This window comes from Mycobacterium adipatum (assembly GCF_001644575.1).
Taxonomy (GTDB): domain Bacteria; phylum Actinomycetota; class Actinomycetes; order Mycobacteriales; family Mycobacteriaceae; genus Mycobacterium; species Mycobacterium adipatum.
Genome location: NZ_CP015596.1, coordinates 2,501,797 through 2,528,197 on the forward strand (window position 1 = coordinate 2,501,797; position 26,401 = coordinate 2,528,197).

24 protein-coding genes and 2 tRNA genes are annotated in these 26,401 nt (G+C 67.7%); 15 read left to right on the forward strand and 11 right to left on the reverse strand.

The genetic code is table 11. The features are described from left to right. Window positions 1-72 precede the first annotated feature (72 nt). Window positions 73-2,631, reverse strand: a complete 2,559-nt coding sequence (gene pepN / locus A7U43_RS11895) for an aminopeptidase N (protein WP_067995130.1) — start codon at window positions 2,629-2,631, stop codon at window positions 73-75. A gap of 97 nt (window positions 2,632-2,728) precedes the next feature. Between pepN and A7U43_RS11900 the strand changes: the two genes are divergently transcribed. Continuing rightward, entirely contained in the window at window positions 2,729-3,349 is a 621-nt protein-coding gene (locus tag A7U43_RS11900) for a mycothiol-dependent nitroreductase Rv2466c family protein (protein ID WP_067995132.1), read from the forward strand. A 5-nt stretch (window positions 3,350-3,354) separates the two neighbouring features. Here A7U43_RS11900 and mgtE read toward each other — a convergent pair whose 3' ends face one another. Then, entirely contained in the window at window positions 3,355-4,728 is a 1,374-nt protein-coding gene (mgtE, locus tag A7U43_RS11905; RefSeq protein ID WP_418287680.1) for a magnesium transporter, read from the reverse strand. A 188-nt stretch (window positions 4,729-4,916) separates the two neighbouring features. On the opposite strand from mgtE, the gene A7U43_RS11910 reads away from it, so the two are divergent. Genes A7U43_RS11910 through A7U43_RS11920 form a run of 3 tightly spaced genes read left to right on the forward strand, consistent with a single transcriptional unit; the run spans window position 4,917 to window position 7,710 of the window. Next, window positions 4,917-6,311, forward strand: a complete 1,395-nt coding sequence (locus A7U43_RS11910; RefSeq protein ID WP_067995137.1) for a purine-cytosine permease family protein — start codon at window positions 4,917-4,919, stop codon at window positions 6,309-6,311. A gap of 11 nt (window positions 6,312-6,322) precedes the next feature. Further along, window positions 6,323-6,754: a nucleoside deaminase gene (locus A7U43_RS11915; protein WP_068002515.1), complete on the forward strand. Its 432-nt coding sequence runs from the start codon at window positions 6,323-6,325 to the stop codon at window positions 6,752-6,754. Further along, window positions 6,751-7,710, forward strand: a complete 960-nt coding sequence (locus tag A7U43_RS11920) for an isopenicillin N synthase family dioxygenase (RefSeq protein WP_067995140.1) — start codon at window positions 6,751-6,753, stop codon at window positions 7,708-7,710. Before A7U43_RS11915 ends, A7U43_RS11920 begins: the two co-directional genes overlap by 4 nt. On the opposite strand, the gene A7U43_RS11925 is transcribed toward A7U43_RS11920, so the two are convergent. Continuing rightward, window positions 7,707-8,447, reverse strand: coding sequence for an SDR family oxidoreductase (locus A7U43_RS11925; protein WP_067995145.1), 741 nt, complete (start codon window positions 8,445-8,447; stop codon window positions 7,707-7,709). The genes A7U43_RS11920 and A7U43_RS11925 overlap by 4 nt on opposite strands. An 84-nt stretch (window positions 8,448-8,531) precedes the next feature. On the opposite strand from A7U43_RS11925, the gene A7U43_RS11930 reads away from it, so the two are divergent. From A7U43_RS11930 to A7U43_RS11945, 4 genes are read left to right on the forward strand one after another with little or no spacing between them, the layout of a single operon-like run. Then, window positions 8,532-9,071: a TetR/AcrR family transcriptional regulator gene (locus A7U43_RS11930; protein WP_067995148.1), complete on the forward strand. Its 540-nt coding sequence runs from the start codon at window positions 8,532-8,534 to the stop codon at window positions 9,069-9,071. A gap of 33 nt (window positions 9,072-9,104) precedes the next feature. Next, window positions 9,105-9,584 (forward strand): ribose-5-phosphate isomerase, encoded by a 480-nt coding sequence (locus tag A7U43_RS11935; RefSeq protein WP_067995151.1) that lies wholly within the window; start codon window positions 9,105-9,107, stop codon window positions 9,582-9,584. A gap of 14 nt (window positions 9,585-9,598) precedes the next feature. Then, window positions 9,599-10,393 carry an Fpg/Nei family DNA glycosylase gene (locus tag A7U43_RS11940; protein WP_067995154.1) on the forward strand — a complete coding sequence of 265 codons (795 nt, stop codon included), beginning with the start codon at window positions 9,599-9,601 and terminating at the stop codon, window positions 10,391-10,393. A 44-nt stretch (window positions 10,394-10,437) separates the two neighbouring features. Beyond that, entirely contained in the window at window positions 10,438-12,129 is a 1,692-nt protein-coding gene (locus A7U43_RS11945; protein WP_067995159.1) for a cation:proton antiporter, read from the forward strand. A 70-nt stretch (window positions 12,130-12,199) separates the two neighbouring features. On the opposite strand, the gene A7U43_RS11950 is transcribed toward A7U43_RS11945, so the two are convergent. Next, window positions 12,200-12,988: a hypothetical protein gene (locus A7U43_RS11950; RefSeq protein ID WP_067995161.1), complete on the reverse strand. Its 789-nt coding sequence runs from the start codon at window positions 12,986-12,988 to the stop codon at window positions 12,200-12,202. Window positions 12,989-13,097: 109 nt separating this feature from the next. On the opposite strand from A7U43_RS11950, the gene A7U43_RS11955 reads away from it, so the two are divergent. Beyond that, window positions 13,098-13,382: a hypothetical protein gene (locus A7U43_RS11955; protein WP_067995163.1), complete on the forward strand. Its 285-nt coding sequence runs from the start codon at window positions 13,098-13,100 to the stop codon at window positions 13,380-13,382. A gap of 59 nt (window positions 13,383-13,441) precedes the next feature. On the opposite strand, the gene A7U43_RS11960 is transcribed toward A7U43_RS11955, so the two are convergent. Continuing rightward, window positions 13,442-13,515, reverse strand: a tRNA-Gly gene (locus A7U43_RS11960). Window positions 13,516-13,646: 131 nt separating this feature from the next. Here A7U43_RS11960 and A7U43_RS11965 point away from each other — a divergent pair. The 5 genes from A7U43_RS11965 to A7U43_RS30070 all read left to right on the forward strand — a co-directional run bounded on the left by A7U43_RS11965 (window position 13,647) and on the right by A7U43_RS30070 (window position 17,035). Then, window positions 13,647-13,720, forward strand: a tRNA-Pro gene (locus tag A7U43_RS11965). Between the two features lie 41 nt (window positions 13,721-13,761). Further along, a complete protein-coding gene (gene tig / locus A7U43_RS11970; RefSeq protein WP_067995165.1) occupies window positions 13,762-15,252 on the forward strand; it encodes a trigger factor in 1,491 nt (496 codons plus the stop codon). Window positions 15,253-15,369: 117 nt separating this feature from the next. Beyond that, a complete protein-coding gene (locus tag A7U43_RS11975; RefSeq protein WP_067995168.1) occupies window positions 15,370-15,969 on the forward strand; it encodes an ATP-dependent Clp protease proteolytic subunit in 600 nt (199 codons plus the stop codon). A gap of 5 nt (window positions 15,970-15,974) precedes the next feature. Further along, complete coding sequence (locus A7U43_RS11980) at window positions 15,975-16,592, forward strand: ATP-dependent Clp protease proteolytic subunit (protein ID WP_472419438.1); 618 nt, start codon at window positions 15,975-15,977, stop codon at window positions 16,590-16,592. Between the two features lie 191 nt (window positions 16,593-16,783). After that, on the forward strand, window positions 16,784-17,035 hold the full coding sequence (locus tag A7U43_RS30070) for a hypothetical protein (RefSeq protein ID WP_472419440.1): 252 nt from the start codon (window positions 16,784-16,786) through the stop codon (window positions 17,033-17,035). Between the two features lie 13 nt (window positions 17,036-17,048). On the opposite strand, the gene A7U43_RS11990 is transcribed toward A7U43_RS30070, so the two are convergent. Together A7U43_RS11990 and A7U43_RS11995 are read right to left on the reverse strand one after the other, a co-directional pair. Beyond that, the gene (locus A7U43_RS11990) at window positions 17,049-17,420 is read right to left on the reverse strand and encodes a DsrE family protein (protein WP_067995173.1); all 372 of its coding nucleotides are present in this window, start codon (window positions 17,418-17,420) and stop codon (window positions 17,049-17,051) included. A 69-nt stretch (window positions 17,421-17,489) separates the two neighbouring features. Further along, entirely contained in the window at window positions 17,490-19,145 is a 1,656-nt protein-coding gene (locus tag A7U43_RS11995) for an HD domain-containing phosphohydrolase (RefSeq protein ID WP_082902108.1), read from the reverse strand. Window positions 19,146-19,385: 240 nt separating this feature from the next. Between A7U43_RS11995 and clpX the strand changes: the two genes are divergently transcribed. Continuing rightward, window positions 19,386-20,666 (forward strand): ATP-dependent Clp protease ATP-binding subunit ClpX, encoded by a 1,281-nt coding sequence (gene clpX / locus A7U43_RS12000; RefSeq protein ID WP_067995176.1) that lies wholly within the window; start codon window positions 19,386-19,388, stop codon window positions 20,664-20,666. Window positions 20,667-20,723: 57 nt separating this feature from the next. Here the strand turns inward: clpX and A7U43_RS12005 are convergent, their stop codons facing one another. From A7U43_RS12005 to A7U43_RS12020, 4 genes are all read right to left on the reverse strand, one after another. Further along, window positions 20,724-22,028, reverse strand: coding sequence for a glycosyltransferase (locus A7U43_RS12005; RefSeq protein WP_067995179.1), 1,305 nt, complete (start codon window positions 22,026-22,028; stop codon window positions 20,724-20,726). A 102-nt stretch (window positions 22,029-22,130) separates the two neighbouring features. Further along, window positions 22,131-23,102, reverse strand: a complete 972-nt coding sequence (locus A7U43_RS12010) for an IS481 family transposase (RefSeq protein ID WP_064898557.1) — start codon at window positions 23,100-23,102, stop codon at window positions 22,131-22,133. Window positions 23,103-23,202: 100 nt separating this feature from the next. Then, on the reverse strand, window positions 23,203-24,027 hold the full coding sequence (gene fdhD, locus A7U43_RS12015) for a formate dehydrogenase accessory sulfurtransferase FdhD (RefSeq protein WP_067995182.1): 825 nt from the start codon (window positions 24,025-24,027) through the stop codon (window positions 23,203-23,205). Then, on the reverse strand, window positions 24,020-26,341 hold the full coding sequence (locus A7U43_RS12020; RefSeq protein ID WP_067995185.1) for an FdhF/YdeP family oxidoreductase: 2,322 nt from the start codon (window positions 26,339-26,341) through the stop codon (window positions 24,020-24,022). Before A7U43_RS12020 ends, fdhD begins: the two co-directional genes overlap by 8 nt. Window positions 26,342-26,401 lie beyond the last annotated feature (60 nt).

Sequence of the window (26,401 nt, forward strand, 5' to 3'; positions counted from 1 at the left end):
CGCGGCGAGCGTGCGATAACTCGGGTGCGCGAGCGGCGTGTCGGGGAGCCGACACGCACGCTCGCGGTCCGGTCAGCTCACATCGAAGGCGCGCGCCTTCAGTGACCGTTCCACCCCGGCGCGACCCTCCAGCACCAGCCGGTGCAGAGCGGGGGGCACATCGGGGCCGGACAGGAACGCATCGGCGGCATTCAGCCCGCCCTGGCTGATATCCCAGGACGGGTACAGGCCGATCACCACGGTCTGGGCCACCTCGCTGGAGCGGCGCTCCCAGACCCCCGGGATGGACGCGAAGTACAGGTCCCGGAAGCGCGCGAGCAGGTCGGCCTGGCCGGGCTGGGCGAAGCCGCCGACGATCGCGCGGGTGGTGATATTGGCCAGCGTGTCGTCCTCGATGACCTGCTGCCAGGCCGCGTTCTTCACCGTCAGCTGCGGCCGGGCCGCGGCGGCCGCCGCCGCGTGGCGCTTGCCGGCGGCGGTCGGGTCGCGTTCGGCCTCGGCGTCGATGAACGGGGTGTCACTGCCCTCGGCGTCGATCACACCGGCACCCGCCAGCGCGGTGACGATGCGCCAGCGCAGATCGGTGTCGATCACCAGTCCGGACAGGTTGACCTCGGCGGGTTCGTTGTCCAGCAGGGTCGACAACACGGCGACGTGATTGGGCGCCAGCACCGAGGTGCACAGCGCGTTGACGAAGGCCAACTGGTGATCCGACCCGGGGGCCGATTCGCGCGCCCGGTCCAGCAGCGCGTCACCGAAGGCCGGCCAGCCGGTCTCCTTGGCCCACTGCGGATCGGCGTACGAGTTCAGCGCGGTCTGCGCCTGCAGCAGCAACCGTTGCGCCACACCGACTTCGGTCTCTCCGTGGATACCGCCGATCACCAGCGTGACGAAGTCGCGCGCCTTCATCTCGGCTTCCCGGGTCATCTCCCAGGCCGCCGACCAGGCCAGCGTGCGGGGGAGTGGCTCGGCGATATCGGCGATACGGGACAGCACCGTCTGCAGTGACTGCGGATCCAGCCGCGACGAGCAGTAGGTGAGATCGTCATCGTTGACCAACACGAACCGGCCACGCCCAACGCCGACCATTGCGGGCACATCGGTGCGCGCGCCCTCGATGTCGAACTCCTCGCGATGCACCCGCACCAACTTGCCGGAGGCGTCCTCGTCGTAGACACCGACGGCCAGGCGATGCACCCGGGTCTCGCCGGCACCCGGCGCGGCGCCGGACTGCAGCACGGCGAAGCGGGTGAAGGCGCCGTCGGCGTCGACGTCGAAATCGGCCCGCAACGTGTTCAGCCCGGTGGTCTTGAGCCACTGCTGACCCCAGCCGGACAGGTCGCGGCCCGAGGACTTCTCCAGTGCGCCGAGCAGATCGCCGAAGGTCGCATTGCCGAACGCGTGATCGCGGAAGTAGTCGCGTAGCCCGGCCAGGAACGCGTCCAAGCCGACATAGGCCACCAGCTGCTTGAGCACGCTGGCGCCCTTCGCGTAGGTGATGCCGTCGAAGTTCACCTCGACGGCGTGCAGATCCGGGATGTCGGCGGCCACCGGGTGGGTGGAGGGCAGCTGGTCCTGGCGGTAGGCCCAGGACTTCTCCACGTTGGCGAACGTCGTCCAGGCCTGGGTGTACTCGGTGGCCTCGGCCTGGCACAGCACCGAGGCGAAGGTGGCGAAGGATTCGTTGAGCCACAGGTCATCCCACCAGGCCATGGTGACCAGGTCGCCGAACCACATGTGCGCCATCTCGTGCAGCACGGTCTCGGCGCGGCGCTCATAGCTGTACCGGGTCACCTTGGACCGGAAGACGTAGTCCTCCAGGAAGGTGACCGCGCCGGCGTTCTCCATGGCGCCCGCGTTGAACTCGGGCACGAACAGCTGGTCGTACTTGCCGAACGCGTACGGTTCGCCGAAGTTGCGGTGGTAGAAGCCGAAGCCCTGCTTGGTCTCGGTGAACAGCCGCTCGGCGTCCATGAACTCGGCCAGCGAGGCGCGGCAGAAGATGCCCAGCGGGATATCGCCGTGGTCGTCGGTGTAGACGTCGTCCCAGCGGGCGTACGGGCCGGCGATGAGCGCCACCAGGTAGGTGCTCATCTTCGGGGTGGTGACGAACGTGTGCCGCCCGTCCTGCACGGATTGGGTTGCGCCGTTGGAGATCACCTGCCAGTGCTCGGGCGCGGTGACGGTGACGTCGAAGGTGGCCTTCAGGTCCGGCTGATCGAAGCAGGCGAACATCCGCTTGGCGTCCGCGGTTTCGAACTGCGAATACAGGTACACCTCGTTGTCGACGGGGTCGACGAAGCGGTGCAGACCCTCACCGGTGTTCGAGTAACGGCAGTCGGCGTCGACGACGAGTTCGTTGCGCTCGGCCAGTCCGGTCAGCGCGATGCCGGTGGATTCGTCGTACCCGGAGACGTCCAGCGCGTGGCCGTTGAGGGTCGCGCTGCGCACGGTGTCCGCGGCGATGTCGATGAAGGTGTCCGCACCGGCGAGCGCGGAGAACGTCACGGTGGTGACGGACCGGAAGGTCGTGTCGCCGGATGTCAGGTCCAGGTCGATGCGGTAGTTGTCGACGGTCACCAGCGTTGCGCGTTCGACCGCCTGGTCGCGAGTCAGATTGGGGAGTGCCACGCCGACCAACTTAGTCCCCGCCGGGGAACATCTGCCGGGCGACAACAGTTGTGCCGTCGTGGAGACTGACCACATTCGAGGCGAGAGGACCGAGCCCATGGCTGTCAAGGACGCTGGAAAAGACTCGGCAGGATTCTGGTTCGACCCGTTGTGCCCGTGGTGCTGGATCACCTCACGGTGGATCCTCGAGGTGGAGAAGGTCCGCGATATCGAGGTGAATTTCCACGTCATGAGCCTGGCCGTGCTCAACGAGGGCCGTGACCTGCCCGACGAATACCAGGAGATGATGAAGAAGGCCTGGGGTCCGGTGCGGGTGGCGATCGCCGCGGAGCAGGCGCACGGCCCGGAGATCCTGTCCCCGCTGTACACCGCGATGGGCACGCTGATCCACAACGAGGGCAACAAGGATTTCGACGACGTCATCAAGCGGTCGCTGGAGCAGGTCGGCCTGCCCGCCGAGTTGGCCGAGGCCGCCACCACCGACACCTACGACGACGCTCTGCGCAAGAGTCATCACGCGGGGATGGACGCCGTCGGCGACGATGTCGGCACCCCCACCATCCACGTCAATGGTGTCGCGTTCTTCGGGCCAGTGCTCTCCCGCATCCCGCGCGGCGAGGAGGCCGGCAAGCTCTGGGACGCCTCGGTGATCTTCGCGTCCTATCCACACTTCTTCGAACTCAAGCGAACCCGGGACGAGGCCCCGGAGTTCGACTGAGGGTCCTACAGTCCCTGCAGCTGCGACAGGGTGGCGTGGGCGATCATGAAGTAGATGATCAACCCGGTGCCGTCGACGATGGTGGCGATCATCGGCGCCGACACCACGGCCGGGTCGACCCGGCATTTCTTGAGCACCGGCGGCAGGATCGACGCCACGAACGAGGACCACAGCACGATCGCGGCCACCGTCAGGCACACCGTCAGCGTGATCTCCGGGCCGACCCCGAGCATCCAGGCCCGGATGAGCGCCGCCAGCGCCATGGTCAGCGCGATCATCATCCCGGTCGACATCTCCTTGAGCAGCACCGCGGGCACATCGCGTAGCCGGACCTGACCGGTGGCCATCGCCCGGACCAGCGTGGTGGTGATCTGGGTGCCGGTGTTGCCGCCGGTGCCGATGAGCAGCGGGATGAAGAACGCCAGGGCGACGACGGCCTCCATCTCCTCCTCGAAATGCCGCAACACCGTGCCGGTGTAGGCCTCCGCGACGAACAGCAGCAGCAACCAGCCGATCCGTTTGCGCCACAGCAGCCAGGGCGACGCGCGCAGATAGGGCACCTCCAGCGGTTCCGAACCGCCCTGGCGTTCGGCGTCCTCGGTGACCTCTTCGGAGGTGATGTCGGCGGCGGTGTTCTCGGTCAGCATGCCGAGCAGCCGATTGCCGTCGTCGACGACCGGCACCGCTACCAGGTTGTGGTCCATCAGCGCCTGCGCGGCGACTTCGGCGTCGGTCAGCGGGGACACCGACAGCACGTCGCGGTTGGTCAGCGCCGACACGGTGTCCTGCGGATCGCTGAGCACCAGGTCGCGGAACGCCACCACGCCGAGTAGTCGGTTGTCCTCATCGGTGACGTAAACGTATGCCCCCGTGCGGGAATCGCTGCGCAGCGTCGCGGCGTCATCGCGCAGCGCGGCGACCGCGCCACCGACGGACATGTCGGGGCGTACGGTCAGTGCCTCGGGCACCATGTGCGCGGCCACCGAGTCCTCGGGCCAGCGCAGCAGGCCGCGCAGCGCCTCCGCGCGGGCCTGCGGCAGCCCCGACAACAACTGCTCCCGCGGGCCGGGTTTGATATCGCGCAGCACGTGGGCGGCATGGTCGAGGTCGAGGACGTCGACGAGATCGGCGGCATCGCGGGCCGGCATTGCTTCGAGCAGGCGGGCGGCCAGTTCGTCGTCGATCGATTCGAACAGGTCGGTGCCGCCGTGCCGGTCGAGCAGGGTGCCGAGGGCGCGCAACTCGGTGCTCGACAGTTTGGCGAGTTGATGGGCGCGCTCGGCGGGATCCCTGACCGATCGCAGCCACGCGGACACGTTCTCGCCGGCGATCGCCTCCCGTATCGACGCTGCGGTGGTGCTGCCCATCCGTGTCTCCATCTCTGCCGATTGCGAAGGTCACCCTAGCGTGCCGCTGTCGGGGCGGGATAGCTTGCACGGCAATGCATTAGCAGGTGAACAACAGTGCAATCCCGGGTGTCGCAGGGGGATACGGCGACGAAATCCGCAGGTGTGAGATTCGGTGGTTCCGGTTGCAACCATGTGCCGCGCGCGTCAAAGTGCTCAGAATGACAGCGGCTGAGCCCACCACCGACGGCAGCTACCGGGACCGCCTTGTCGCGGTGGAACCGGGAGGCAACGAGTTCATCGCCGAGGCCGACCGGCACGGCCGGCCCAGCCAGCTGCTGTGGACCTGGGCATCGCCGAACCTCGAGTTCGCGACCATCTTCCTGGGTGTGCTCGCCGTCTCCTACTTCGGCATGACGTTCTGGCAGGCCGCGGCGGGCATCGTCGTCGGTGCGGGGCTGGGCGCACTGGCGCATTTCTTCCTGTCCGCCCGCGGGCCGCAGCTCGGTGTCCCGCAGATGGTGATCGGCCGGTTGCCGTTCGGTTTCAAGGGCAACGCGGTGCCCTCGGTGCTGATGGCGATCACCGCCGGTGTCGGCTGGTTCGCCACCAACAGTGTCAGTGGCGCGTTCGCACTGTCCACCTTGTTGGGCATCGGCCCGCTGCTGGCGCTGGTGCTGGTGGTGGCGGTCCAGACGGCGCTGGCGTTCTTCGGGCACAACCTGGTGCAGGCGTTCGAGCGCTGGGCCTTCCCGGTGCTCGCGGTGATCTTCGCGATCACCGCGGTGGTCATCATGGGCAAGGCCGACCTGAGTGCGCCCGCCGTGGAGGGCGGTGTGGGAGGCGTCGGCGGCTTTCTGCTGACGGTGGGTGCGGTCTTCGGCTATGTGGCCGGATGGGCGCCCTATGCCGCCGACTTCAGTCGTTATCTGCCGGCCACCGTCTCCCCGGTGCGCACCGGGCTGTTCGCCGCCGCGGGGCTGTTCTCGGCGTGCACCATCCTGGCGATCGTCGGCGCGGCCTCGGTCACCATCGTCACCGCGGCGACCGACAATCCGACGGATGCCTTCACCAGTTCGCTGCCGGGGTGGCTGGCGGCGGCCACCCTGCTCGCCATCGCGATCGGCGCCGTCGCGGCCAATGCCATCAACGTGTACTCGGCCGGCATGGCGTTCGTCACCACCGGGGTCAAACTGCCCGCTCATATCGCGCGGGCACTGGCCACGGCGTTCTTCGGAGTGGCCGGCTTCCTGATCGCCTGGTGGGCGCTGGCCGATGCCGCCGCCAGCTACGAGGCGTTCCTGCTGCTGATCGCCTACTGGGTCGGGCCGTGGCTCGGAGTGGTCTTCGCCGACCAGTATCTGCGCCGCGGCCACCGCGTCGACGGCTTTCTCTATGATCGCAGCTACACCAACTGGCCTGGCCTGGCGTCATTCCTGATCGGCCTGGTGGTGTCGGTCTTGCTGTTCTGCAATCAGGAGAAGTTTGTGGGGTTCGTGGTGCGGGCGGTGCCGGAGTTGGGCGATATCACCTTCTTCATCGGCTTCCTGCTCGCCGCCGGCTGCTACCTGGTGTTGTGCCGGTCGAAGATCGAGTCGGAACGGGTGGCCGTGTGAATCCTGCCGAGATGCTCGACGTTGCCGTCGAGGAGGCGCGTAAAGGGTTGGCCGAAGGCGGGATCCCGATCGGCGCGGCGTTGTTCACCGCAGACGGTGTGCTGCTGGGCAGCGGGCACAACCGCCGCGTGCAGAACGACGACCCGTCGGTGCACGGCGAGACCGATGCCTTCCGCAACGCCGGCCGCCAGCGCGATTACCGCAAGACCGTCATGGTGACGACACTGTCGCCGTGCTGGTACTGCAGCGGTCTGGTGCGCCAGTTCAACATCGGCGCCGTCGTGATCGGGGAGGCCACGACATTCTCCGGTGGCCACGAGTGGTTGGCCGAGAACGGCGTGCAGGTCACCCTGCTCGACGATCAGCGGTGCGTGACGATGATGCGGGAGTTCATCGCCGAGCATCCGGAACTATGGAACGAGGACATCGGAGTGGCTGAATGAGCGCCATTGCCACCGTGGACATCTCACGGTGGTACGCCGGCGGTGCGGATGCGGACGCACTGGCGGCCGAGGTCGACGAGGGCTTGCAGCGGGCCGGGTTCATCGTGGTCACCGGCCACGGTGTGGACGCCGGTCTGGCGGCCCGGGTCCGGGCCGCGAGTCGGGAGTTCTTCGCGCTGCCCGAGGAGATCAAGCAACGCTATTCGGTGCCCGTCGGCGGGCACGGCTGGATCGGTCCCGGTGCGGAGGCCAACGCCTACGCCGAGGGCACCGAAACGCCGCCCGATCTCAAAGAGAGCTTCTCCCTGGGGGCGGAGACCGCCACCGGCGACCCGGAGGTCGACCGAATCTGGTTCGCGCCCAACGTCTGGCCCGCCGAGGTGGCGCACCTGCAGGGGTTGGTGGCCGAGTACACCGCCGCCATGCGCCGGCTCTCCGATGACCTGCTGGCCCTGTTCGCGCGGGCTCTGGGCCTCTCGGACAACCCGTTCGCGGCCTTGGCGAGCCGACCCACCTGGACGATGAACATCAACCATTACCCGCCGGTGAGTGTGGTCGGAGAACCCGAGCCCGGGCAGTTCCGGATCGGCCCGCACACCGACTTCGGCACCGTCACCGTGCTGGACCGCGAACCGGGAGCCGGTGGCCTGCAGGTCTATTCGGATGCCGAGGGCTGGGAGGACGCGCCCTGGGAGCCGGGCGCGCTGACCGTCAACATCGGTGACCTACTGGAGTATTGGAGTGGGCGGCGCTGGCCGTCGGGACGCCACCGGGTACTGCCGCCGCAGCCGCACGCCCCCGAAGAGGATCTGGTGTCGTTGATCTACTTCTACGAGGCCAATCATGATGCGGTCGTCACCCCGCTGGAGCCGCCGATCGGTCGGGTGTCCGGGCTGGACCCGGTGACCTCGGCCGATTTCATCAAGGAACGCCTGGACGCCATCACCGTCGTTTAGCCCTGCACTGTCGGCCGGATCGACAGTGCGCCGATCTCGACCTCCCAGGGTTGATCGATGACGAACTCGACCGCCCGGGCGATCGCGTCCGGGTCGATCCCGAAAGAGCCCATCGTTGCGTCGATCTCGGCGCGGATGCCGGGGTCGGTGATGGAGTCACCGAACTCGGTGCGCACCACACCCGGTGAGATCGCGGTGGTCTTCAGTACCCCATCGGTGGACTCCTGGCGCAGTCCCTCCAAGAGCGTCCGCACGGCGTTTTTGGTGGCCGCATACACGGCCATGGTGGGCACGATCTTGAGGCCCGCGGTGGACACGATGGTGACGAAGTGCCCGCGTCCCTGCTTCTCGAACACCGGTAGGGCGGCGTCAATGCCGTGCAACACGCCGCGCAGATTCACGTCGATCATCGCGTCCCAATCGGCGCGGCGGCGCGCGGTCATCGGGGAGATTGGGCCGATCCCGGCGTTGCCGATCAACACGTCGAGCCGCCCGTGCTCGTGCACGGCGGATTCGACGAGCCGCTGCAGATCCTCGGCGCGGGTGACGTCCACGGTGACCGTGCCGGCCCGTCCGCCGTCCGCGCGGATCTGGTCGGCCAGTGCGTCGAGACGGTCGGTGCGGCGCGCACCGAGCACCACGGCGGCTCCGCGGGCGGCGAGCCGGCGTGCGGTGGCCGCGCCGATACCGCTGCTGGCGCCCGTGATGGCCACCACCTTGTCGGCGATCGCATCCATCGATACCCTCCTGAGTTCATGCGGACAAAGTGTCCGTTTTCATTTAAACGGACAAACTGTCCGTTTGCAACGCGAGGGTGGACCATGGTCGAACGCACAGATGCGGCACGCAACCGCGCCGCGATCATCGAGGCCGCGCGCCAACTCGTCACCGAACCGGGCGAGCTGAAGCTCAGTGCGGTCGCCAAACGCGCGGGCGTGGGTCAGGGCACGCTCTACCGTCACTTCGCGACCCGCGACGAACTGGTACGCGCGCTCTATGACGGGGAGATCGACGAGCTCGTGGGCCTCGCTCACGCCCTCGTCGGCGCGTATCCGCCTCGGGAAGCCTTGCGGCGGTGGTTCACTCAGCTCGCCGCGTACGCACGGGTCAAGTTCGGGGTGATGGCCGCGGTCGAGGCGTCGGTGTGGCAGGACATCGCGGCGCAGACCCCTGGCAAGCTCGGCGAGGCGGTCAACGCGCTGCTGGCTGCCGGTCGCGACGCCGGCGACGTGCGCGCCGACGTCGACTCCCGCGATGTGATCCTGCTGTCCTGGTTCCTCGCCCACGTGGAAGACCACGAGTGGGCCGAACGAACCCCACGCCTGCTGGAGGTATTGCTCGACGGCCTGACGGCTCACTGATCCGCTCGGCGGGCGTCTGCCAGAATTACCGCCATGCGCGTCTACATCGGTGCCGACCACGCCGGATTCGAATTCAAGAAGACCATCATCGAGCACATCAAGAGCAACGGCCACGAGCCGATCGACTGCGGTGCCTATAGCTACGACGCCGAGGACGACTACCCGGCGTTCTGCATCGACGCCGCGATCAAGACCGTCGCCGATCCGGACAGCCTGGGCATCGTGCTCGGCGGCTCCGGGAACGGGGAGCAGATCGCCGCGAACAAGGTGCCCGGCGCCCGATGTGCGCTGGCCTGGAGTGTGGAGACCGCGCAGCTGGCCCGCCAGCACAACAAGGCCCAGCTGATGGGTCTCGGCGGGCGCATGCATACCGAGGAGGAGGCGCTGGCCATCGTCGACGCCTTCCTGTCCACCCCGTGGTCGGAGGCCGAACGCCACCAGCGCCGCATCGACATCCTGGCCGCCTACGAGGTCGACCACATCGCACCCCCGGTGCCCGGCGCGCCCGCCTAGCCGTGGCCTGACAGATGCCGGAAGGGCACACCCTGCACCGGCTCGCCCGGCTGCATCAGTCGCGGTTCGGCCGCAAACCGGTCATCGTCACCAGCCCGCAACAACGGTTCGCCGAGGGCGCGGACGCGGTGAGCGGTCGGGTGCTGCGCCGCGCCGACGCCTGGGGCAAGCACCTGTTCCACCACTACGACGGCGGCCATATCGTGCATGTGCACCTCGGCCTGTACGGCACCTTCACCGAGGCCCCGCTGCCGCTCGACGAACCCGTCGGGCAGGTCCGGATGCGGATGATCGGCACCGAGTACGGCACCGATCTGCGCGGGCCCACCGTGTGCGAGGTCATCGACGCCGGGGCCGTCGATGATGTGGTGGCCCGGTTGGGTCCGGACCCGTTGCGTCCCGACGCCGACCCGCAGCTCGCCTGGAAGCGGATCAGCAAGTCCCGCAGAACCATTGGCGGTTTGCTGATGGATCAAGCGGTGCTCGCCGGAGTGGGCAACGTCTACCGCAGCGAACTGCTCTTCCGCCACCACGTCGACCCGTATCGGCCCGGAACCCGGGTCGACGCCGACGAGTTCGACGCCATGTGGACTGATCTGGTCGCGTTGATGAAGGTCGGTGTGCGCCGCGGCAAGATCGTGGTGGTGCGCCCCGAGCACGATCGCGGTGCGCCGTCGTATCGGCCGGGCCGGCCACGGACCTACGTCTACCGCCGGGCCGGCGACGCCTGCCGGGTGTGCGGCACGACGGTGCGCACCGCAGAACTGGAGGCACGCAACGTGTTCTGGTGTCCCACCTGCCAGACCTGACGCGAGGTCAGCGCCAACACCGACGACCAGGGAGAATCTTGCTCGTGGAACTCATCCTCGTGGTCGTCGGAGCCATCGTCGTCACCGCCATCGCGCATCGGCGTGGGCTCGAACCCGCGCTGATCATCGTGGTGGTCGGTATCGCGGTGTCGTTCATGCCGGATTTCGAACCGCCGGAACTGGACTCGCACATCCTGCTGACCGTGGTGCTTCCGCCGCTGCTGTACTCGGCGGCGCTGAACTTCTCGTTCCCGACCTTCCTGCGCAATATCCGGCCCATTCTCGGTCTCGGTGTCGGCCTGGTCGTGGTCACCGCCTTCACCGTGGCGCTGGTGTCGTCCTGGTTGGTGGTGGTCCCGCTGACGTTCGCGACCGCGCTGGTGCTCGGCGCCATCGTGGCACCCCCGGATGCGGTCACCGCCGTGGCGGTCGGGCGCAAACTGGGGCTGCCCAAGAAGGTGATGGCCATCCTGACCGGGGAGAGCCTGATCAACGATGCCGCCGCGCTGACGCTGTTCACCATCGCGGTCGCACAGGTGGCCGGAAGTCACACCTTCATCGAGAACCCGGTGCTGCTGTTCACCTATAGCGCCGTGCTGGGGCCGGTGGTCGGCGGTGTGCTGGGCTACATCACGTTGTGGATCCGCAAGCGGCTGGCCAATCCAGGCCTGGAGACGGTGCAGGGGCTGGTGGTGCCGTTCGCTGCGTTCATCCTGGCCGAGGAGATGCATGCCTCGGGCGTGCTCGCCGTGGTGGTGGCCGGATTCGTCGTCGGCAACGGCACCTTGTCGGCGGGCTACCAGACCCGGCTGCAGGAACGCTACGTCTGGAACTCGGTGGACGTGCTGCTCGAAGCGTTCGTCTTCGCCTATATCGGGCTGCATCTGCGCTTCGTGCTCGAGGATCTGCACGGCGCCGACGAGTCGGTGGCGGAGGTGCTGGTCGCGTCCCTGCTGGTGCTGTTGATCGTGCTGGTGATCCGGCCGCTGTCGGTGCTGTTGATGTTCGGACGCGGCAAGCTCGCCCGCCATGTCGAGGCCCGCTGGAGTGTGCCGGTTCCCGACGGCGACGCACGTGACGGGCGGGGGCGGGCGGCACCGCGTAGGGAGCCGGGCAAGTGGCGCTCCAAGATCGACCGCCGTTCGCTGACCTGGCAGGAGAACGTGGTGGTCTCCTGGACCGGGATGCGCGGGGTGGTGACGTTGGCCGCCGCGGCCGCCATCCCGGTGACGACGGCGAGCGGGGAGCCATTCCCGGAGCGCGCCACCATCCAGGCCATGGCGTTCGTGGTCGCGATCGGCACCCTGCTGATCCAGGGGTGGACCCTGCCGCTGTTGATCAAGCGGCTGCAGTTGTCCCGGTTCAACGACGACCACGAGGCCGACCGGGCCGAGGAACTCAAGGCCGAACAGGTGGTGCACGACGCCGCCGACGAGGTACTCGCCGAGTTCCGGGCCAACCCGCCGGGCGGGATCAACCCCCAGCTGGTCGACGAGATCCGGGCCACCATCGCCCGGCACTCCCAGGACGTCGACGAGATGCCCGATCCCGAGGCCCCGACCAAACGGGCGGAGGTGTTCTCCACGGTCTACCGTTCGGTGCTCGCCGCGCAACGGGCCGCACTGATCGCCGAACGCGATGAGGGCCGCATCGAGGACGAGGCGGTGCGCGCCATGCTGGAGCGCCTCGATCTGCAGGAGGCCGGTGTCACGGCCCGTCTGGAGAGCCGACTCTAGTTCTACGCGTTATCGACGTTTTGGCGGTCCCACGCATGGTTGTGGCCGCCAAAGCGTCGAATGCGGGCCCTCAGAACCCGCCGAAATCTCCGCCGAAGTCGCCGCCGCCGAAGTCGCCGCCGCCGTCCCAACCGCCGGAATCCCAGCCGCCCTGGTCGCCGCCGCCATCGCCGAGCTGGCCCTGGTCCAAACCGTCCTGGAATCCGTCGCCGTAGCCGTTCTCGAAGGCCTGGGCGTCGTAGCCGACGCCGGCCATACCGCTGAACATCGTGCTGAACAGCAGCGCCGATCCGATGCCCCAGGCGCCCGCGACGAGTGCGGGTTTCCACCACGGTTCGGAGTACCAGCCCGCGGGGACCGGGCGCCCCGCGACGCGCCCGCCGGGGTAGTAGTTCGGGGTGCGCTCCGAGGGTGTGGGGGAGGCCTCGATCTGGCGGCCCTCGAACTCGACGCGCCGGTCCTCGGTGACGGTGCCCGCGGTGCGTTGGCCGGCAAGGGATTCCAGCTCCGGTCCGGGATCCATGCCCATCGCGACGCGTGCCGCGCGCACGTAGTAGAGGCCCTCGATGGCGCTCTCCTTGGCCAGCAGCGCCTGCTTGGCGGTGGTGGCCTGCTCGATCTGTGAGGAGGCCGCGGTGTAGCGCTCGGAGGCGTCGGCCATCGCCTGCTTGGAGGCGTCGTCGGTGCCGTTGAGGTTGAGCACCTGGCCGCCGAGTCGTTCGATCACCCGGCGCGCGTCGGCCTGGGCGTCGGCCAGCGATTCGGCGGTCTTGCGGCCGTTGGCCTGCGAGGAGGTGTACACGACGAACGCGATCGCCGCGATCACCAGGACGATGAGAATGAGCAAGACGCCGTTCATGGTCCCAGCGTACCGACAGGGAACTGGGCTTTCTGAGTGTGAACTCAGCGGCTGACAGTGCTGGCCGGGAGGCGTAAATTTGAGCACCAGCAGGGTCGGGGTTCCTCCGATGAAAGGCCTGCACACGATGATCGGCATTCGACATCTCGCCATCGCCGGGGCGGCCGCTCTGGCGCCACTCGCGGTCGTCACCGTGGTGTCGGTGAGTCCGGCCGGCGCCGCCGAGTGCGGGGTCGGCACGGTCTTCGATCCACCGACCAACACCTGCGTGGCGGCTGTCCTTCCGCCGCCGCCCCCGCCACCGCCGCCGGCCTGGAACGGTGACCCCACGCCGGGGTTCTCCATCGGGATCTGCGCACCGATCCCGTTCGTGTCGTTGTGCACGGGGATCTGAGACCGCGACGGCAGAAAAACGGCCCTACCAGCGTTTCCGCCGGTAGGGCCGTTCTCGCGTGGAGCGGGCGACGGGAATCGAACCCGCGTAGCTAGTTTGGAAGACTAGGGCTCTACCATTGAGCTACGCCCGCTTGCGGTGCATCGGAGACTGTACCGGCGAAGGCGCAATCAAATCCAATTGATTGCTCCACGACACGTGCCCGTAGTATCTCGCGTGGTCGGCGTGCGTGCGTGCCGACCAGGCAGGCACGGAAAACAGGCACGGGGTGTAGCGCAGCTTGGTAGCGCATCCGCTTTGGGAGCGGAAGGCCGCAGGTTCAAATCCTGTCACCCCGACCGCACGAGAATCACGAACCACACATACAAGGAGTAACGCAGTGAAGAGCACCGTCGAGAAGTTGAGCCCGACCCGGGTTCGGATCAACGTGGAGGTGCCCTTCACCGAGTTGGAGCCCGACTTCGACCGCGCGTTCAAGCAGCTGGCCACCCAGATCCGGCTGCCCGGCTTCCGTCCCGGCAAGGCGCCGCGCAAGCTGCTCGAAGCCCGCATCGGCCGTGGCGCGGTCCTGGAGCAGGTCGTCAACGACGCGCTGCCCAGCCGCTACAGCGAGGCCGTCAGCTCCGCCGAGCTGCAGCCCCTCGGCCAGCCCGAGATCGACGTCACCAAGCTGGAGGACGGCGAGGAGCTGGTCTTCACCGCCGAGGTGGACATCCGTCCCGAGATCGACCTGCCGGATCTGTCCGCGCTGAAGATCACCGTGGATCCGATCGAGGTCGGCGATGACGAGGTCGACACCGAGCTGCAGAACCTGCGCGCCCGCTTCGGCACCCTGACCGGTGTGGAGCGTCCCGCCGCCGAGGGCGACTTCGTCTCCATCGACCTGTCGGCCACCGTCGACGGCGAGGATGTACCCGAGGCCGCCACCGAGGGCCTGTCCCATGAGATCGGCTCCGGCCAGCTCATCGAGGGCCTCGACGAGGCGATCATCGGCCTGAAGGTCGACGAGAGCACGACCTTCACCACCACCCTGGCCGCCGGCGAGCATGCCGGTAAGGAGGCCGAGGTCACCGTCACCGTGAAGTCGGTCAAGGAACGCGAGCTGCCCGAGGCCGACGACGAGTTCGCGCAGCTGGCAAGCGAATTCGACACCATCGAGGAACTGAAGGAAAGCCTCGTCGAGCAGGTCAGCCGGGTCAAGCGCATTCAGCAGGCCGAGCAGATCCGCGACAAGGCCCTGGAGGTGCTGCTCGCCGATATCGAGGTGCCGCTGCCCGAGGCGATCGTCAAGGCTCAGGTCGACGACACCCTGCACAACGCGATCCACGGCCTGGACCACGACGAGGACAAGTTCAACGAGCAGCTGACCGAGCAGGGCAGCAGCCGTGAAGAGTTCGACGCCGACAACCAGAGCAACGCCGAGAAGGCCGTCAAGACCCAGCTGCTGATGGATGCGGTCGCCGACAAACTCGACATCCAGGTCGGCCAGGGTGACCTGACCGAGCGCCTGGTGCTGATGTCGCGCCAGTACGGCATCGAGCCGCAGCAGCTGCTGCAGGTGCTGCAGCAGAACAACCAGCTGCCGGCCATGTTCGCCGATGTGCGCCGCGGGCTGACCATCGCCGCGGTGGTGCACGGCGCGACCGTCACCGACACCGACGGCAATGTCATCGACACCGCCGAGTTCTTCGGCCCGGCCGGTGGCGCCGAAGCCGGCGAGGCATCCGAGGCCCCGGCCGAGGTCGACGCCGCTGACGCCGAGGCTGACGCTGACGACGACGCCGAGAAGAAGGCCAAGAAGGCGGAGAAGAAAGCCAAGAAGAAGGCCGAGAAGAAGGCCGACGCCGAGGATGCCGACAGCGCGGAGTGACGCCGCGCGCGTGACGCTGTGAGCGAAAGCGCGCGTTTCAGGGAGTGCACGATCGCACCGGTTGGTTAGTGTTCGTGTGTACGTAGACGAGAAAGCAGGTATTCAGTCGTGACTGAGATGCGATCGGGCGCGTCGGGGCTCAACCTCATCGACTCGGTGTATGAGCGGTTGCTCGCCGAGCGCATCATCTTCCTGGGCACCCAGGTCGATGACGACATCGCCAACCGGCTGTGCGCGCAGATTCTGCTGCTGGCCGCGGAGGATCCCACCAAGGACATCCACCTGTACATCAACTCGCCGGGTGGGTCGGTGACCGCGGGCATGGCCATTTACGACACCATGGTGTTGGCGCCGTGCGATGTGGCCACCTACGCGATGGGCCTGGCCGCGTCGATGGGGCAGTTCCTGCTCGCCGCGGGCACCAAGGGCAAGCGGTACGCGCTGCCGCACGCGCGGATCATGATGCACCAGCCGTCGGCGGGTATCGGTGGTAGCGCCGCCGATATCGCCATCCAGGCCGAGCAGTTCGCCCTGACCAAGAAGGAAATGAACCGGCTCAACGCCCAGTTCACCGGTCAGACCCTGGAGCGGGTGGAGGCCGACGCCGATCGCGACCGTTGGTTCACCGCCCCCGAGGCGCTGGAGTACGGCTTTGTCGACCACATCATCACGAGCGTCAGCGTCAACGGTGAGGGACCAGGAGCAGGAATCAAATGAACCCGATGCAATCGCGCTACATCTTGCCGTCGTTCATCGAGCACTCCAGCTTCGGCGTCAAGGAATCCAACCCGTACAACAAGCTGTTCGAGGAACGCATCATCTTCCTCGGCGTGCAGGTCGACGATGCCTCGGCCAACGACATCATGGCCCAGCTGCTGGTCCTGGAGTCGCTGGATCCCGACCGTGACATCACCATGTACATCAACTCGCCCGGTGGTTCGTTCACCTCGCTGATGGCGATCTACGACACCATGCAGTACGTGCGTGCCGACATCCAGACGGTATGCCTGGGCCAGGCCGCATCGGCCGCCGCGGTGCTGCTGGCCGCCGGTACCCCCGGCAAGCGCCTGGCGCTGCCGAACGCTCGCGTGCTGATCCATCAGCCCGCGGTGGGCGGTGCGATCCAGGGTCAGGTGTCGGATCTGGAGATCCAGGCCGCCGAGATCGAGCGGATGCGCAGCCTGATGGACAGCACCCTGGCCCGGCACACCGGCAAGGACCCGGCCGTCATCCGCAAGGACACCGACCGCGACAAGATCCTCACCGCCGAGGAAGCCAAGGAGTACGGGATCATCGATACGGTCCTGGCCTACCGCAAGCTCTCGGCGCAGAACGCCTAGTCACACCCCTCTTATCCACTCGGCCCCGGTTCGCACGCGAACCGGGGCCCAGTGTTTTGTCGTTGGCGTCAAAATGCTGCGGGCGCCCGGTACGCATGCGATTCTTGTTGCGTCGGGAAACTCCGAGGGAGACGACTATGACGATGCACAGACACCGGGCGATGCTCGGTGCGTTCCTGTTCTCGGCCGGGATGTTCGGCCAGTTTGTCGCGCCGGCCATCAGCCTGGCCGAGGATCCCGTGTGCCCGTACGGAATGTACTGGAACCCGGTGGTGGTGCAGTGCCTGCCGGTGGGTGTGAACCCCGTCGTCGGCCCGGCGGGCCCGGTCGGTGTCGGCGGGGTCGTGGGTCCGGTCGGCGTCGGCCCCGTGGGTCCGGGCCCGGTCGGTCCGGGCCCGGTTGGCCCGGGACCCGTCGGACCCGGGGGACTGGGACCGCGCTAGCCGCTCGCGCGGATCAGTAGCTGAAGGTGGTGGCGCCGTCGCCGATCCACTCCCATAGCTGCACGGTGCCCCCGGGCACTGCGCCGGCGATGAAGCCGGTCGCGTCCAGCTTCTTGGAGTCGATGCAGATGGGGCAGACCAGATACCGTCCGCCCGCCTTCGCGTAGCGCTCGATCAGGCCCGGCAACGGCGGGCAGCCCTCGCAGGCGGTGCCCACCGCGACACCCGGGACGACCAGGCGCACCGCCTCCTTGGTCAGGAACATCATTGTCGGACGGCCGGATTCGGCCGCGCCGACCGCCATCAGGAACGCGATGGTGACCCGTTCGGCGTCCTCCAGACCGGTGGTCAGGCTGATCGCCGCCTTGCTCTTCGAGTTGCTCATGCCCCGATCGTGCGCCGCCGAGGGCTCTCGCGCATGAGGCGTTTGCCCCAGTTCGTACGGGAGTCGAGGTCAGGCGTCGACCAGTCCGTGGCGCAGCGCGTACATGCTGGCCCCGATGCGATTGGACGCGCCGATCTTGACGTAGGTGCGCTCGACGTGGTTGCGCGCGGTCTTCTCGCTGATCACCAGTGCCGCGGCGATCTCCTTGTTCGACGCACCGCGGGCGACCAACCGCAGCACGTCCACCTCACGCGGCGTGAGTCCATCAGGCCGCAGGGTCGGGCCCGGGGATCGGTGACCGGCGGCGTGGGCCACCGCCTCGACCGCGGTCACATCCAACTCACCGGCGACCACTCTGTCGCGCAGCCGGCGCAACGCGGCCTGCGGGGACTGCTCGGCCCGATACGGCCTTGGCTCACAAGCCGACTGATAGCTCACCGCCGCGGCCAGAATCCGATCCGGGAGCCCGAGTGCCGAACCGGGTAGTCCGCGGGGGTATCCGGAGCCGTCCACGCATTCGTGGTGATTCCCGGCGATCCGGGCCACCGACTGCAGGCCGGGCACCCGGCTCAGGATCCGCACCGTCAGATAAGGATGCAGCCGCACCCGCTCGAACTCGCCTGCGCTCAACGGTCCCGGCTTGGACCAGATCTGGTTCGATACCCCGATCCGGCCCAGGTCGTGCACGTGGCCGGCGCGGCGGGTCAGCGCCACGGTGTCCGGGGCCAACCCCGCCGCCGTCGCGGCGGCGCCGGCCAACTGGGCCACCGCCCGGGAATGACCAAGAGTGAACGGGCATTTCAGATCCACGAAATCGCCGAGCGCCACCAGCATCGCATCCAGCCCGTCATCGTCGAGCGTCTCATGACGGTCCGGTGCCTCGTGCAGTGCGGCGGCCCACACGTCCCCGCGCGCCGCTCCGGCCAGGATCGCATCGGCGTCTTGTACGAACGCATCGACGACCTGCGGGTCGAACTGCCCGCCGCGACGGGTGGTGGCCAGCGCCACGGCGGCGTCGACGCCACCGGTGCGGTGGTGCACCTCGACCAGATCGGCCAACTGGGCGATCCGCATCTGGATGGGGATGGCGTCGCCACCGATACCGGCCGGCATGCCGCCGCCGTCGTACCGCTCGAATGCGCAGGCCAGCCCCGCCTGCACCTCGGGACCCAGCCCCATCCGGTCGGCCAGCAGCGCCGCCGACGTGCAGTGCGAATGGATCATCCGTGACAGCTGGCCGCGGGCGTCGACCAGCAGCGCGGCCATCACATTCAGTCGCCGCCCCAACGGTTCGCCCCGGGCGATGTTGTTGACCAGGAAGCGCAGGAAAGGCAGTCCCTTGGCCTCCACCTGATAGGTGTCATGGCGGACGGCGATATCGTCGCCGAACCACCGGGCGTACTCGTGGGAGTCCGCGTGGCATCCGATCCACATGATGAGCGTCGTGTAGTAGACGGCGTCGCGTCGGGCCCCGCTCAGCCCCAGCCGATCGGCCAGCCGGGTCGCGATCAGCGCGGACCGCAGCATGTGCTCGCCGGGTTGGCCCAGACCCAGGTCCACGGCCACCGACAACGCGGCCAGCAACTCGGCCCGGGTGGGTGTCTCGGCCGGCGCCACCGGTTGATTATGCGCTTGTGCCCGCCGCGGGGTCACGGCTGTCGCGGTGCCCCGAAAACCCGCCGTCACGCACTCGAACCGCCAGGTACTGTGGGAACCGGCGTACATCCGATCCGACCAGGTGATTTCAGACCGCAATCCCGTCACGGTGACGACACGCCAGGGACACGGACAGCGTGCCGCCGGGTGGTGGGCCACCGGGAGATATATGTTCTCCTGCACGCGAACAAATACCCCGACGCGATTCGGCCCTTCGGTCGCACCGTGACGGAACGAACGGGTAGCGTCGGGTTCACACCCGGGGCAACCCACATTGAGTGACAGCGACAGGAAGTAGGACCCCCCCACATGGCGCGCATCGGAGACGGCGGTGACCTGCTGAAGTGCTCGTTCTGTGGGAAGAGCCAGAAGCAAGTCAAGAAACTCATCGCGGGGCCCGGCGTCTACATCTGCGACGAGTGCATCGATCTGTGCAACGAGATCATCGAGGAGGAGCTGGCTGACGCCGACGACGTCAAGCTGGACGAGCTCCCCAAGCCCGCCGAGATCCGCGAGTTCCTCGAGGGCTACGTCATCGGACAGGACACCGCGAAGAAGACGCTCGCGGTCGCCGTCTACAACCACTACAAGCGCATCCAGGCCCAGGAGAAGAGCCGCGACTCGCGGGCCGAGCCCGTCGAGCTGGCGAAGTCCAACATCCTGATGCTCGGCCCGACCGGCTGCGGCAAGACCTACCTCGCGCAGACGCTGGCCAAGATGCTCAACGTCCCGTTCGCCATCGCCGATGCCACCGCGCTGACCGAGGCCGGCTACGTCGGCGAGGATGTCGAGAACATCCTGCTCAAGCTCATCCAGGCTGCCGACTACGACGTCAAGCGCGCCGAGACCGGCATCATCTACATCGACGAGGTCGACAAGATCGCCCGCAAGAGCGAGAACCCGTCGATCACCCGGGACGTGTCCGGTGAGGGCGTGCAGCAGGCGCTGCTCAAGATCCTGGAAGGCACCCAGGCGTCGGTGCCGCCGCAGGGTGGGCGCAAGCATCCGCACCAGGAGTTCATCCAGATCGACACCACTAACGTGCTGTTCATCGTGGCCGGGGCGTTCGCCGGCCTGGAACGCATCGTCTCGGACCGCGTGGGCAAACGCGGGCTCGGTTTCGGTGCCGAGGTGAAGTCCAAGGCCGAGATCGACACCCAGGACCACTTCGCCGAGGTCATGCCCGAGGACCTGATCAAGTTCGGTCTGATCCCCGAGTTCATCGGCCGTCTGCCGGTGGTCGCCTCGGTGACCAACCTGGACAAGGAATCGCTGGTCCAGATCCTGTCCAAGCCGAAGAACGCCCTGGTCAAGCAGTACACCCGGTTGTTCGAGATGGACGGCGTCGAGCTGGAGATGACGCCCGAGGCGCTCGACGCGATCGCCGACCAGGCCATCCACCGCGGAACCGGTGCCCGTGGCCTGCGCGCCATCATGGAAGAGGTCCTGCAGCCGGCGATGTACGACATCCCCAGCCGCGATGACGTCGCCAAGGTGGTCGTCACCAAGGAGACCGTGCAGGACAATGTGCTCCCGACGATCGTGCCGCGTAAGCCCCCGCGTAACGAGCGGCGCGAGAAGACCGCCTAGTCCCAGACCTGCAGCGAGGGTCGTGATCCACACCGGATCACGACCCTCGCTGCATGTTCATGCCAGGGCGGGTTGCCGCTGGGTGATCACCTCGTCGATGAGCACGGCGATCTCGGCGATCCCGTCGCGGCGCGCGTAGGCCGCCTCCAACTCGCGGGCCCGGTGCCGGTAGCGATCGTCATCGAGGATCGCGCGCACCGCGCGGCGTATCTCGGCGGCGTCCGGGGTGCCGGTGCGCAGGTTGAGCCCGACCGCGAAGTGCTCGACCCGCGCGGCGACCTCCGGCTTGTCCTCGGTCTCTCCGGCGACCACCAGCGGCACGCCGTCGGACAGGGCGCGTTGCACGGCGCCGTACCCTCCGTTGGTCACCATGACGTCCACCATTGGCAGCAGCACATCGTGGGGCAGGTAGGTGGCGGCGAAGGTGTTGTCCGGCAACGGCGACGGGAGCAGCGAGAGCGGCCGCCCGCCGGTGGTGACCACGACGGTGACATCCTCCTCGGCGAGCGCTTCGACGGTCGGCCCGATCAGCCGGCCCAGATCGGCATTGTCGACGGTGCCCTGGGTGACGTGCACGACCGGCCGGTCGCCGCGCAGCACGTCCCACCACCCGGGTGGCATGAAGTCCTCGCTCGGCAGCGGCGTGACCGCGCCGACGAACCGCACGTGCGCGGGCAGATCGCTGCGGTGGTACTCGAACTCGGGGATGGTCGGCACGATCACCCGGTCGGCGAGCACCGCGCAGTCCAGCACGAAAACCGGCAGTGCCGGCAACCCCAGCGCGGTGAGCATCCGGTTGGCCGCCCGGTGCGCGGGCCGCAGCAGCACCTTCTGTGTCACTACGGTGAGCAGCCGGTTGCGCAGCCGGCCGACCACGCCGGGCATCGGCGTGATGCCGGGCCCGCCGGGCGCGGTGTCCCTGCTGGTGAGGAACAGCGGCGTGGTGCTGTAGCTGAGGATCGGCGGCCTGGTCGCGGTGTCGTCGAGGAGCAGGGGCAGCGTGCCGAGAAAGAACGCGTCGGTGAGGATCACGTCATAGTCGCCCTCGGCCAGCAGTTCCCGCACGGCATTGAATTGGTGCGGAAGCGGACGGACGAAGATGTGCTCGACATCGAAGTTGATCCGCGCAATCCCAGAGGTCTCGGCGCGTCCGGGAAGGTCGGCGTCGAGCGCCGAATCCTCGTAGTCGGCGCCCAGCGGCAGCGGCCGCGCATCGGCACCGGTGGCGCGGATCGCGTCCGCGTGCCGGGCGCTGGTGAGCACGGTGACGCGGTCACCACGGGCGACGAGACCGCGGGCGACATTGAGCAGCGGTGCGATGTGTCCGACGGGCGGGCAGGAGGCGATCAAGATCTTCGGCATGCCGACGATGCTGGTTGATCAGCAGTGTCCGCGCATGGAGGTTCTGTGGAGAACCGGTGGAGGTTGTCGGCCGGCTAGCTGTTGTGACCTGACACGTTGTTGTCAGGCGGCGAGTCGGCTGATGGGTGGGTGTCCGCCGAGGGCGGAGTGGCCTCGTTGAGTGTTGTAGCGGTGTAGGAATCGGTCAAGTCCTCGTTTTCGTAGGCTGTTGGATGTCCAGGGGCGGGCGTAGGCCCATTCGTTGAGCAGGGTGCGGTTGAAGCGTTCGGCTTTGCCGTTGGTCCAGGGGCAGCCGGGTTTGATGAACCGGCGTTTGAGTCCCCAGGCCGTGCACACCCAGCCCCAGTTGGTGCCGTGTCGGTAGACCATGGCGTTGTCGGTCAGCAGCCGACGCACCCGCACACCGTGGCTGGCGAACCATTCCAACGCTCGGTGCAAGAATCCCGCGCAGGTCAGGTCTTTCTCGTCGGTGAGTACCTCGCTGTAGGCCAGCCGGGTGTGGTCGTCGATGGCGGTGTGCACGTAGTCGTAGCCGATGCGGGTCTTCTTGTGCCGGTTGGCCACTGACACCGCGGCGTCGCGGCCGTGCAGGCGCCACCCGCCGCCTTTGGGGATGCGGCCCAGCTTCTTGACGTCGACGTGGACCATTGATCCTGGGGTGCGGTGCTCGTAGCGGTTGGGGCTGCGCCGCGACGAGCGCACCGGCTCACCGGTGATCGGGTCGATTGCACTCAAATGCGGTACCTGGTGACGCGCCAGGATCCGTCCCACCGTCGAGGCGTGCATCCCAAGTTCAGCAGCCAGCATGACTGCGCCACGCTTGCGGCGTCGCCGCGCGGCGAGCACCTTCTTCTCGACTCGGTCGCTGGTGCGCCGGGGCATCCGGTGCGGACGCGAGGACCGGTCAGCGAGGGCTTCGTCACCACCTTCGGCGTATCGGCGCAGCCACTTGTAGACCGTGGCCCGCGAAATTCCCAGTTGTTCAGCAACCTGCGCGGGCGGCCAGCCGGCCGCGACACGCTCCACGATCAAGCGACGTGCGAACAGGTTGGTACGGGCGTTAGCGTGAGACACGAGGACCTCCTACGGGTGAATGCCAGACACATCCACTCCGTCAGGAGGTCCTCCCCATTTCAAGCAGGCGCGCCGTCAACAACCTCTCAGGTCACGACAGCTAGCTGCGCACCCGGTCGGGCCGGGTGTAGACGTTCATCGAGTCGCCGCGCAGAAACGCCACCAGCGTCACACCGGACTGGGCGGCCAGGTCGACCGCCAACGAGGACGGTGCGGACACCGCTGCCAGCAACGGGATTCCGGCCATCACCGCCTTCTGGGTGAGCTCGAAGGACGCCCGGCCGCTGACCAGCAGCACGGTGCCGGTCAGCGGTACCCGGCCCGATTCCAGGGCCCAGCCGATGACCTTGTCGACGGCGTTGTGCCTGCCGATGTCCTCGCGCACCACCAGTGCGGTGCCGTGCGCGTCGAACAACGCGGCGCCGTGCAGGCCGCCGGTGGCCGCGAACACCTTCTGCCGGTCGCGCAGCCTGGTGGGCAGCGCCGACAGGGTGGCTGCATCGACGATGAGGGGATCGTCGCCGGGGGCGTGCTTGCTGCTCAGACGCACGGCCTCCAGCGACGCCTTCCCGCACACCCCGCAGGAGGAGGTGGTGTAGAAGTTGCGGGTGACATCCACGTCAGGCATCGGGACACCGTGCGCCAGGGTCACGTCGAGCACGTTGTAGGAGTTGACACCGTCTTCCCCGGCGCCGCGGCAGTACTGCACGGCGGCGATGTCCGCACGCCGGGTGACCAGTCCCTCGGTGAGCAGAAATCCCTGTGCCAGTTCGACATCGGATCCGGGTGTGCGCATCGTGACAGTCAGCGGGGTGCCGTTGACGCGGATCTCCAAGGGTTCCTCGACGGCCAGCGTCTCGGGCCGGGCGGTGGCATCGTCGGCGGTCACGTGCTGCACCCGCCGGCGCGCGGTCACCCTACCCATCGTTACTTCCCGTCGCTTCGCTCGCCCGGGGGAGCGCTTCCAGCCGGATCACCACGGCCTTGGATACCGGCGTGTTCGACCGTGCCGCAACATGATCCAGCGCCACCAGGGGGTTGGTTTCCGGATAGTAAGCCGCCGCGTTACCGACCGGCGTGGCGTAGGGCACCACCCGGAAGTTCTTCGCCCGGCGTTCCTGGCCGCCGAACTCCGAGACCAGGTCGACGCGGTCACCGTCGCGCAGCCCGAACGCGGCGATATCGGCGGGGTTGAGGAAAACCACCCGGCGCCCGCCGCTGACGCCGCGGTAGCGGTCGTCGAGCCCGTAGATGGTGGTGTTGTACTGGTCGTGGCTGCGCAGGGTCTGCAGGATCAGCCGGCCCTCGGGTACCGGGACCCATTCCAGCGGGTGCACCGCGAAATTGGCTTTGCCGGTGGCGGTGTGGAATTCGCGGGAATCCCGGGGCGGGTGGGGCAGCTGGAAACCGTCTGGTTGACGCACCCGGGTGTTGTAGTCCTCGCAGCCCGGCACCACGTCGGCGATGGCATCGCGAATGCGGTCGTAGTCGGCGTTGAACTCCTCCCACTCGACGGGGTGGTCGGGGCCGAGCAGGGTGCGGGCCAGCTGGCAGACGATGGCGACCTCGCTGCGCAGCCGATCGCTGGCCGGTGTCAGGCTGCCGCGGGACAGATGCACCATGGACATCGAGTCCTCCACGGAGACCAGTTGTTTGCCTGAGGCCTGGAGGTCGCGGTCGGTGCGGCCCAGTGTCGGCAGGATCAGCGCTGTCTTGCCGTGCACCAGGTGGCTGCGGTTGAGTTTCGTCGAGATCTGCACCGTGAGTGTGCAGTTGCGCAGTGCGGCCTCGGTGACCTCGGTGTCGGGGGTGGCCGAGACGAAGTTGCCACCCATTCCGATGAAGGTCTTGGCGTGGCCGTCGCGCATGGCCCGGATGGCGTCCACGGTGTCATGCCCGTGCCGGCGCGGGCTGGTGATCCCGAACCGGGAATCCAGTGCGTCCAGGAATGATTCGGGCATCTTCTCCCAGATGCCCATGGTGCGATCACCCTGCACATTCGAGTGGCCGCGTACCGGGCACACCCCGGCGCCCGGCTTGCCGATCATGCCGCGCAGCAACAGCAGATTGGTGGCCTCACCGATGGTGGCGACCGCATGCCGCTGCTGGGTGAGGCCCATCGCCCAGCAGATCACCGTTCGCTCGGAGCGGCTGAGGATGTCGGCGACCCGGCGCAATTGGCCCTCGTCGACACCGGTTGCTTCCAGCACCGTGCCCAGATCGACGGCGCGGGTCTGGCGTTCGTACTCAGCGAAGCCCGCGCAGTGCGTATCGACGAAGTCGCGGTCGACCACCGTGCCGGGCGCGCGATCTTCGGCCTCGAACAACAAGCGGCCCAATCCTGCGAACAGCGCCATATCGCCGCCGATCCGGATCTGCACGAACTCGTCGGCGATCGGGGTGCCGTGGCCGACCACGCCGTGCACCTTCTGCGGGTCTTTGAATCTGATCAGCCCGGCCTCGGGCAACGGGTTGACCGCGATGACGGTGGCGCCGTTGGCCTTGGCCTTTTCCAGGGTGGACAGCATCCGCGGATGGTTGGTCCCCGGGTTCTGGCCGGCGATCAGGATCACGTCGGCGTGCACCACGTCATCGACGGTCACCGAACCCTTGCCGATGCCGATCGAGTCGGTGAGTGCGGTGCCCGATGATTCGTGGCACATGTTCGAGCAGTCCGGCAGGTTGTTGGTGCCGAAACTGCGCACCAGCAGTTGGTAGAGGAAAGCGGCCTCGTTGCTGGTGCGTCCCGAGGTGTAGAACACTGCCTCGTCGGGGGAGGCCAGATCGTGCAGGTGGTCGGCGATCAGCCGGTAGGCGTCATCCCACTCGATGGGTGCGTAGTGGGTGGCACCGGGCCGCAGCACCATCGGATGGGTGAGCCGGCCCTGCTGAGACAGCCAGTATTCGGGCTTGGCGGACAATTCGGCGACCGAGTGGCGCGCGAAGAAGTCGGTGGTCACGACGCGTTTGGTGGCTTCTTCCGCGACGGCCTTGGCACCGTTCTCGCAGAATTCGGCCAGTTTGCGGCCACCGTGCTCCTCGGGCCAGGCGCAGCCGGGGCAGTCGAATCCGTGCCGCTGGTTCAGCCTGGACAGGGTGGCGGCGGTGCGCAGCGGACCCATCTCGCTGAATCCACGCTGCATGCTGACCATGACCGCCTTGACGCCGGCGGCCTCGTGCTTGGCGCCGGTGATCTCGATATCGCGCTCGTCGTAGCTCGCGTCGACGTCTCCGGTCATATCGTCCAGGCTAACCGTCGACGGCCGTGGCTCACGGTGATCAGTATTTGCCATTTCACA

Coding starts and splice junctions, on each gene's coding strand:
- A7U43_RS11900 (WP_067995132.1), top strand. CDS start 2,729: ATGGCTGTCAAGGACGCTGGAAAAGACTCGGCAGGATTCTGGTTCGAC.
- mgtE (WP_418287680.1), bottom strand. CDS start 4,728: ATGGAGACACGGATGGGCAGCACCACCGCAGCGTCGATACGGGAGGCG.
- A7U43_RS11910 (WP_067995137.1), top strand. CDS start 4,917: ATGACAGCGGCTGAGCCCACCACCGACGGCAGCTACCGGGACCGCCTT.
- A7U43_RS11915 (WP_068002515.1), top strand. CDS start 6,323: ATGCTCGACGTTGCCGTCGAGGAGGCGCGTAAAGGGTTGGCCGAAGGC.
- A7U43_RS11920 (WP_067995140.1), top strand. CDS start 6,751: ATGAGCGCCATTGCCACCGTGGACATCTCACGGTGGTACGCCGGCGGT.
- A7U43_RS11925 (WP_067995145.1), bottom strand. CDS start 8,447: ATGGATGCGATCGCCGACAAGGTGGTGGCCATCACGGGCGCCAGCAGC.
- A7U43_RS11930 (WP_067995148.1), top strand. CDS start 8,532: ATGGTCGAACGCACAGATGCGGCACGCAACCGCGCCGCGATCATCGAG.
- A7U43_RS11935 (WP_067995151.1), top strand. CDS start 9,105: ATGCGCGTCTACATCGGTGCCGACCACGCCGGATTCGAATTCAAGAAG.
- A7U43_RS11940 (WP_067995154.1), top strand. CDS start 9,599: ATGCCGGAAGGGCACACCCTGCACCGGCTCGCCCGGCTGCATCAGTCG.
- A7U43_RS11950 (WP_067995161.1), bottom strand. CDS start 12,988: ATGAACGGCGTCTTGCTCATTCTCATCGTCCTGGTGATCGCGGCGATC.
- A7U43_RS11955 (WP_067995163.1), top strand. CDS start 13,098: ATGAAAGGCCTGCACACGATGATCGGCATTCGACATCTCGCCATCGCC.
- A7U43_RS11975 (WP_067995168.1), top strand. CDS start 15,370: ATGCGATCGGGCGCGTCGGGGCTCAACCTCATCGACTCGGTGTATGAG.
- A7U43_RS11980 (WP_472419438.1), top strand. CDS start 15,975: ATGCAATCGCGCTACATCTTGCCGTCGTTCATCGAGCACTCCAGCTTC.
- A7U43_RS30070 (WP_472419440.1), top strand. CDS start 16,784: ATGTTCGGCCAGTTTGTCGCGCCGGCCATCAGCCTGGCCGAGGATCCC.
- A7U43_RS11990 (WP_067995173.1), bottom strand. CDS start 17,420: ATGAGCAACTCGAAGAGCAAGGCGGCGATCAGCCTGACCACCGGTCTG.
- A7U43_RS11995 (WP_082902108.1), bottom strand. CDS start 19,145: ATGTACGCCGGTTCCCACAGTACCTGGCGGTTCGAGTGCGTGACGGCG.
- clpX (WP_067995176.1), top strand. CDS start 19,386: ATGGCGCGCATCGGAGACGGCGGTGACCTGCTGAAGTGCTCGTTCTGT.
- A7U43_RS12005 (WP_067995179.1), bottom strand. CDS start 22,028: ATGCCGAAGATCTTGATCGCCTCCTGCCCGCCCGTCGGACACATCGCA.
- fdhD (WP_067995182.1), bottom strand. CDS start 24,027: ATGGGTAGGGTGACCGCGCGCCGGCGGGTGCAGCACGTGACCGCCGAC.
- A7U43_RS12020 (WP_067995185.1), bottom strand. CDS start 26,341: ATGACCGGAGACGTCGACGCGAGCTACGACGAGCGCGATATCGAGATC.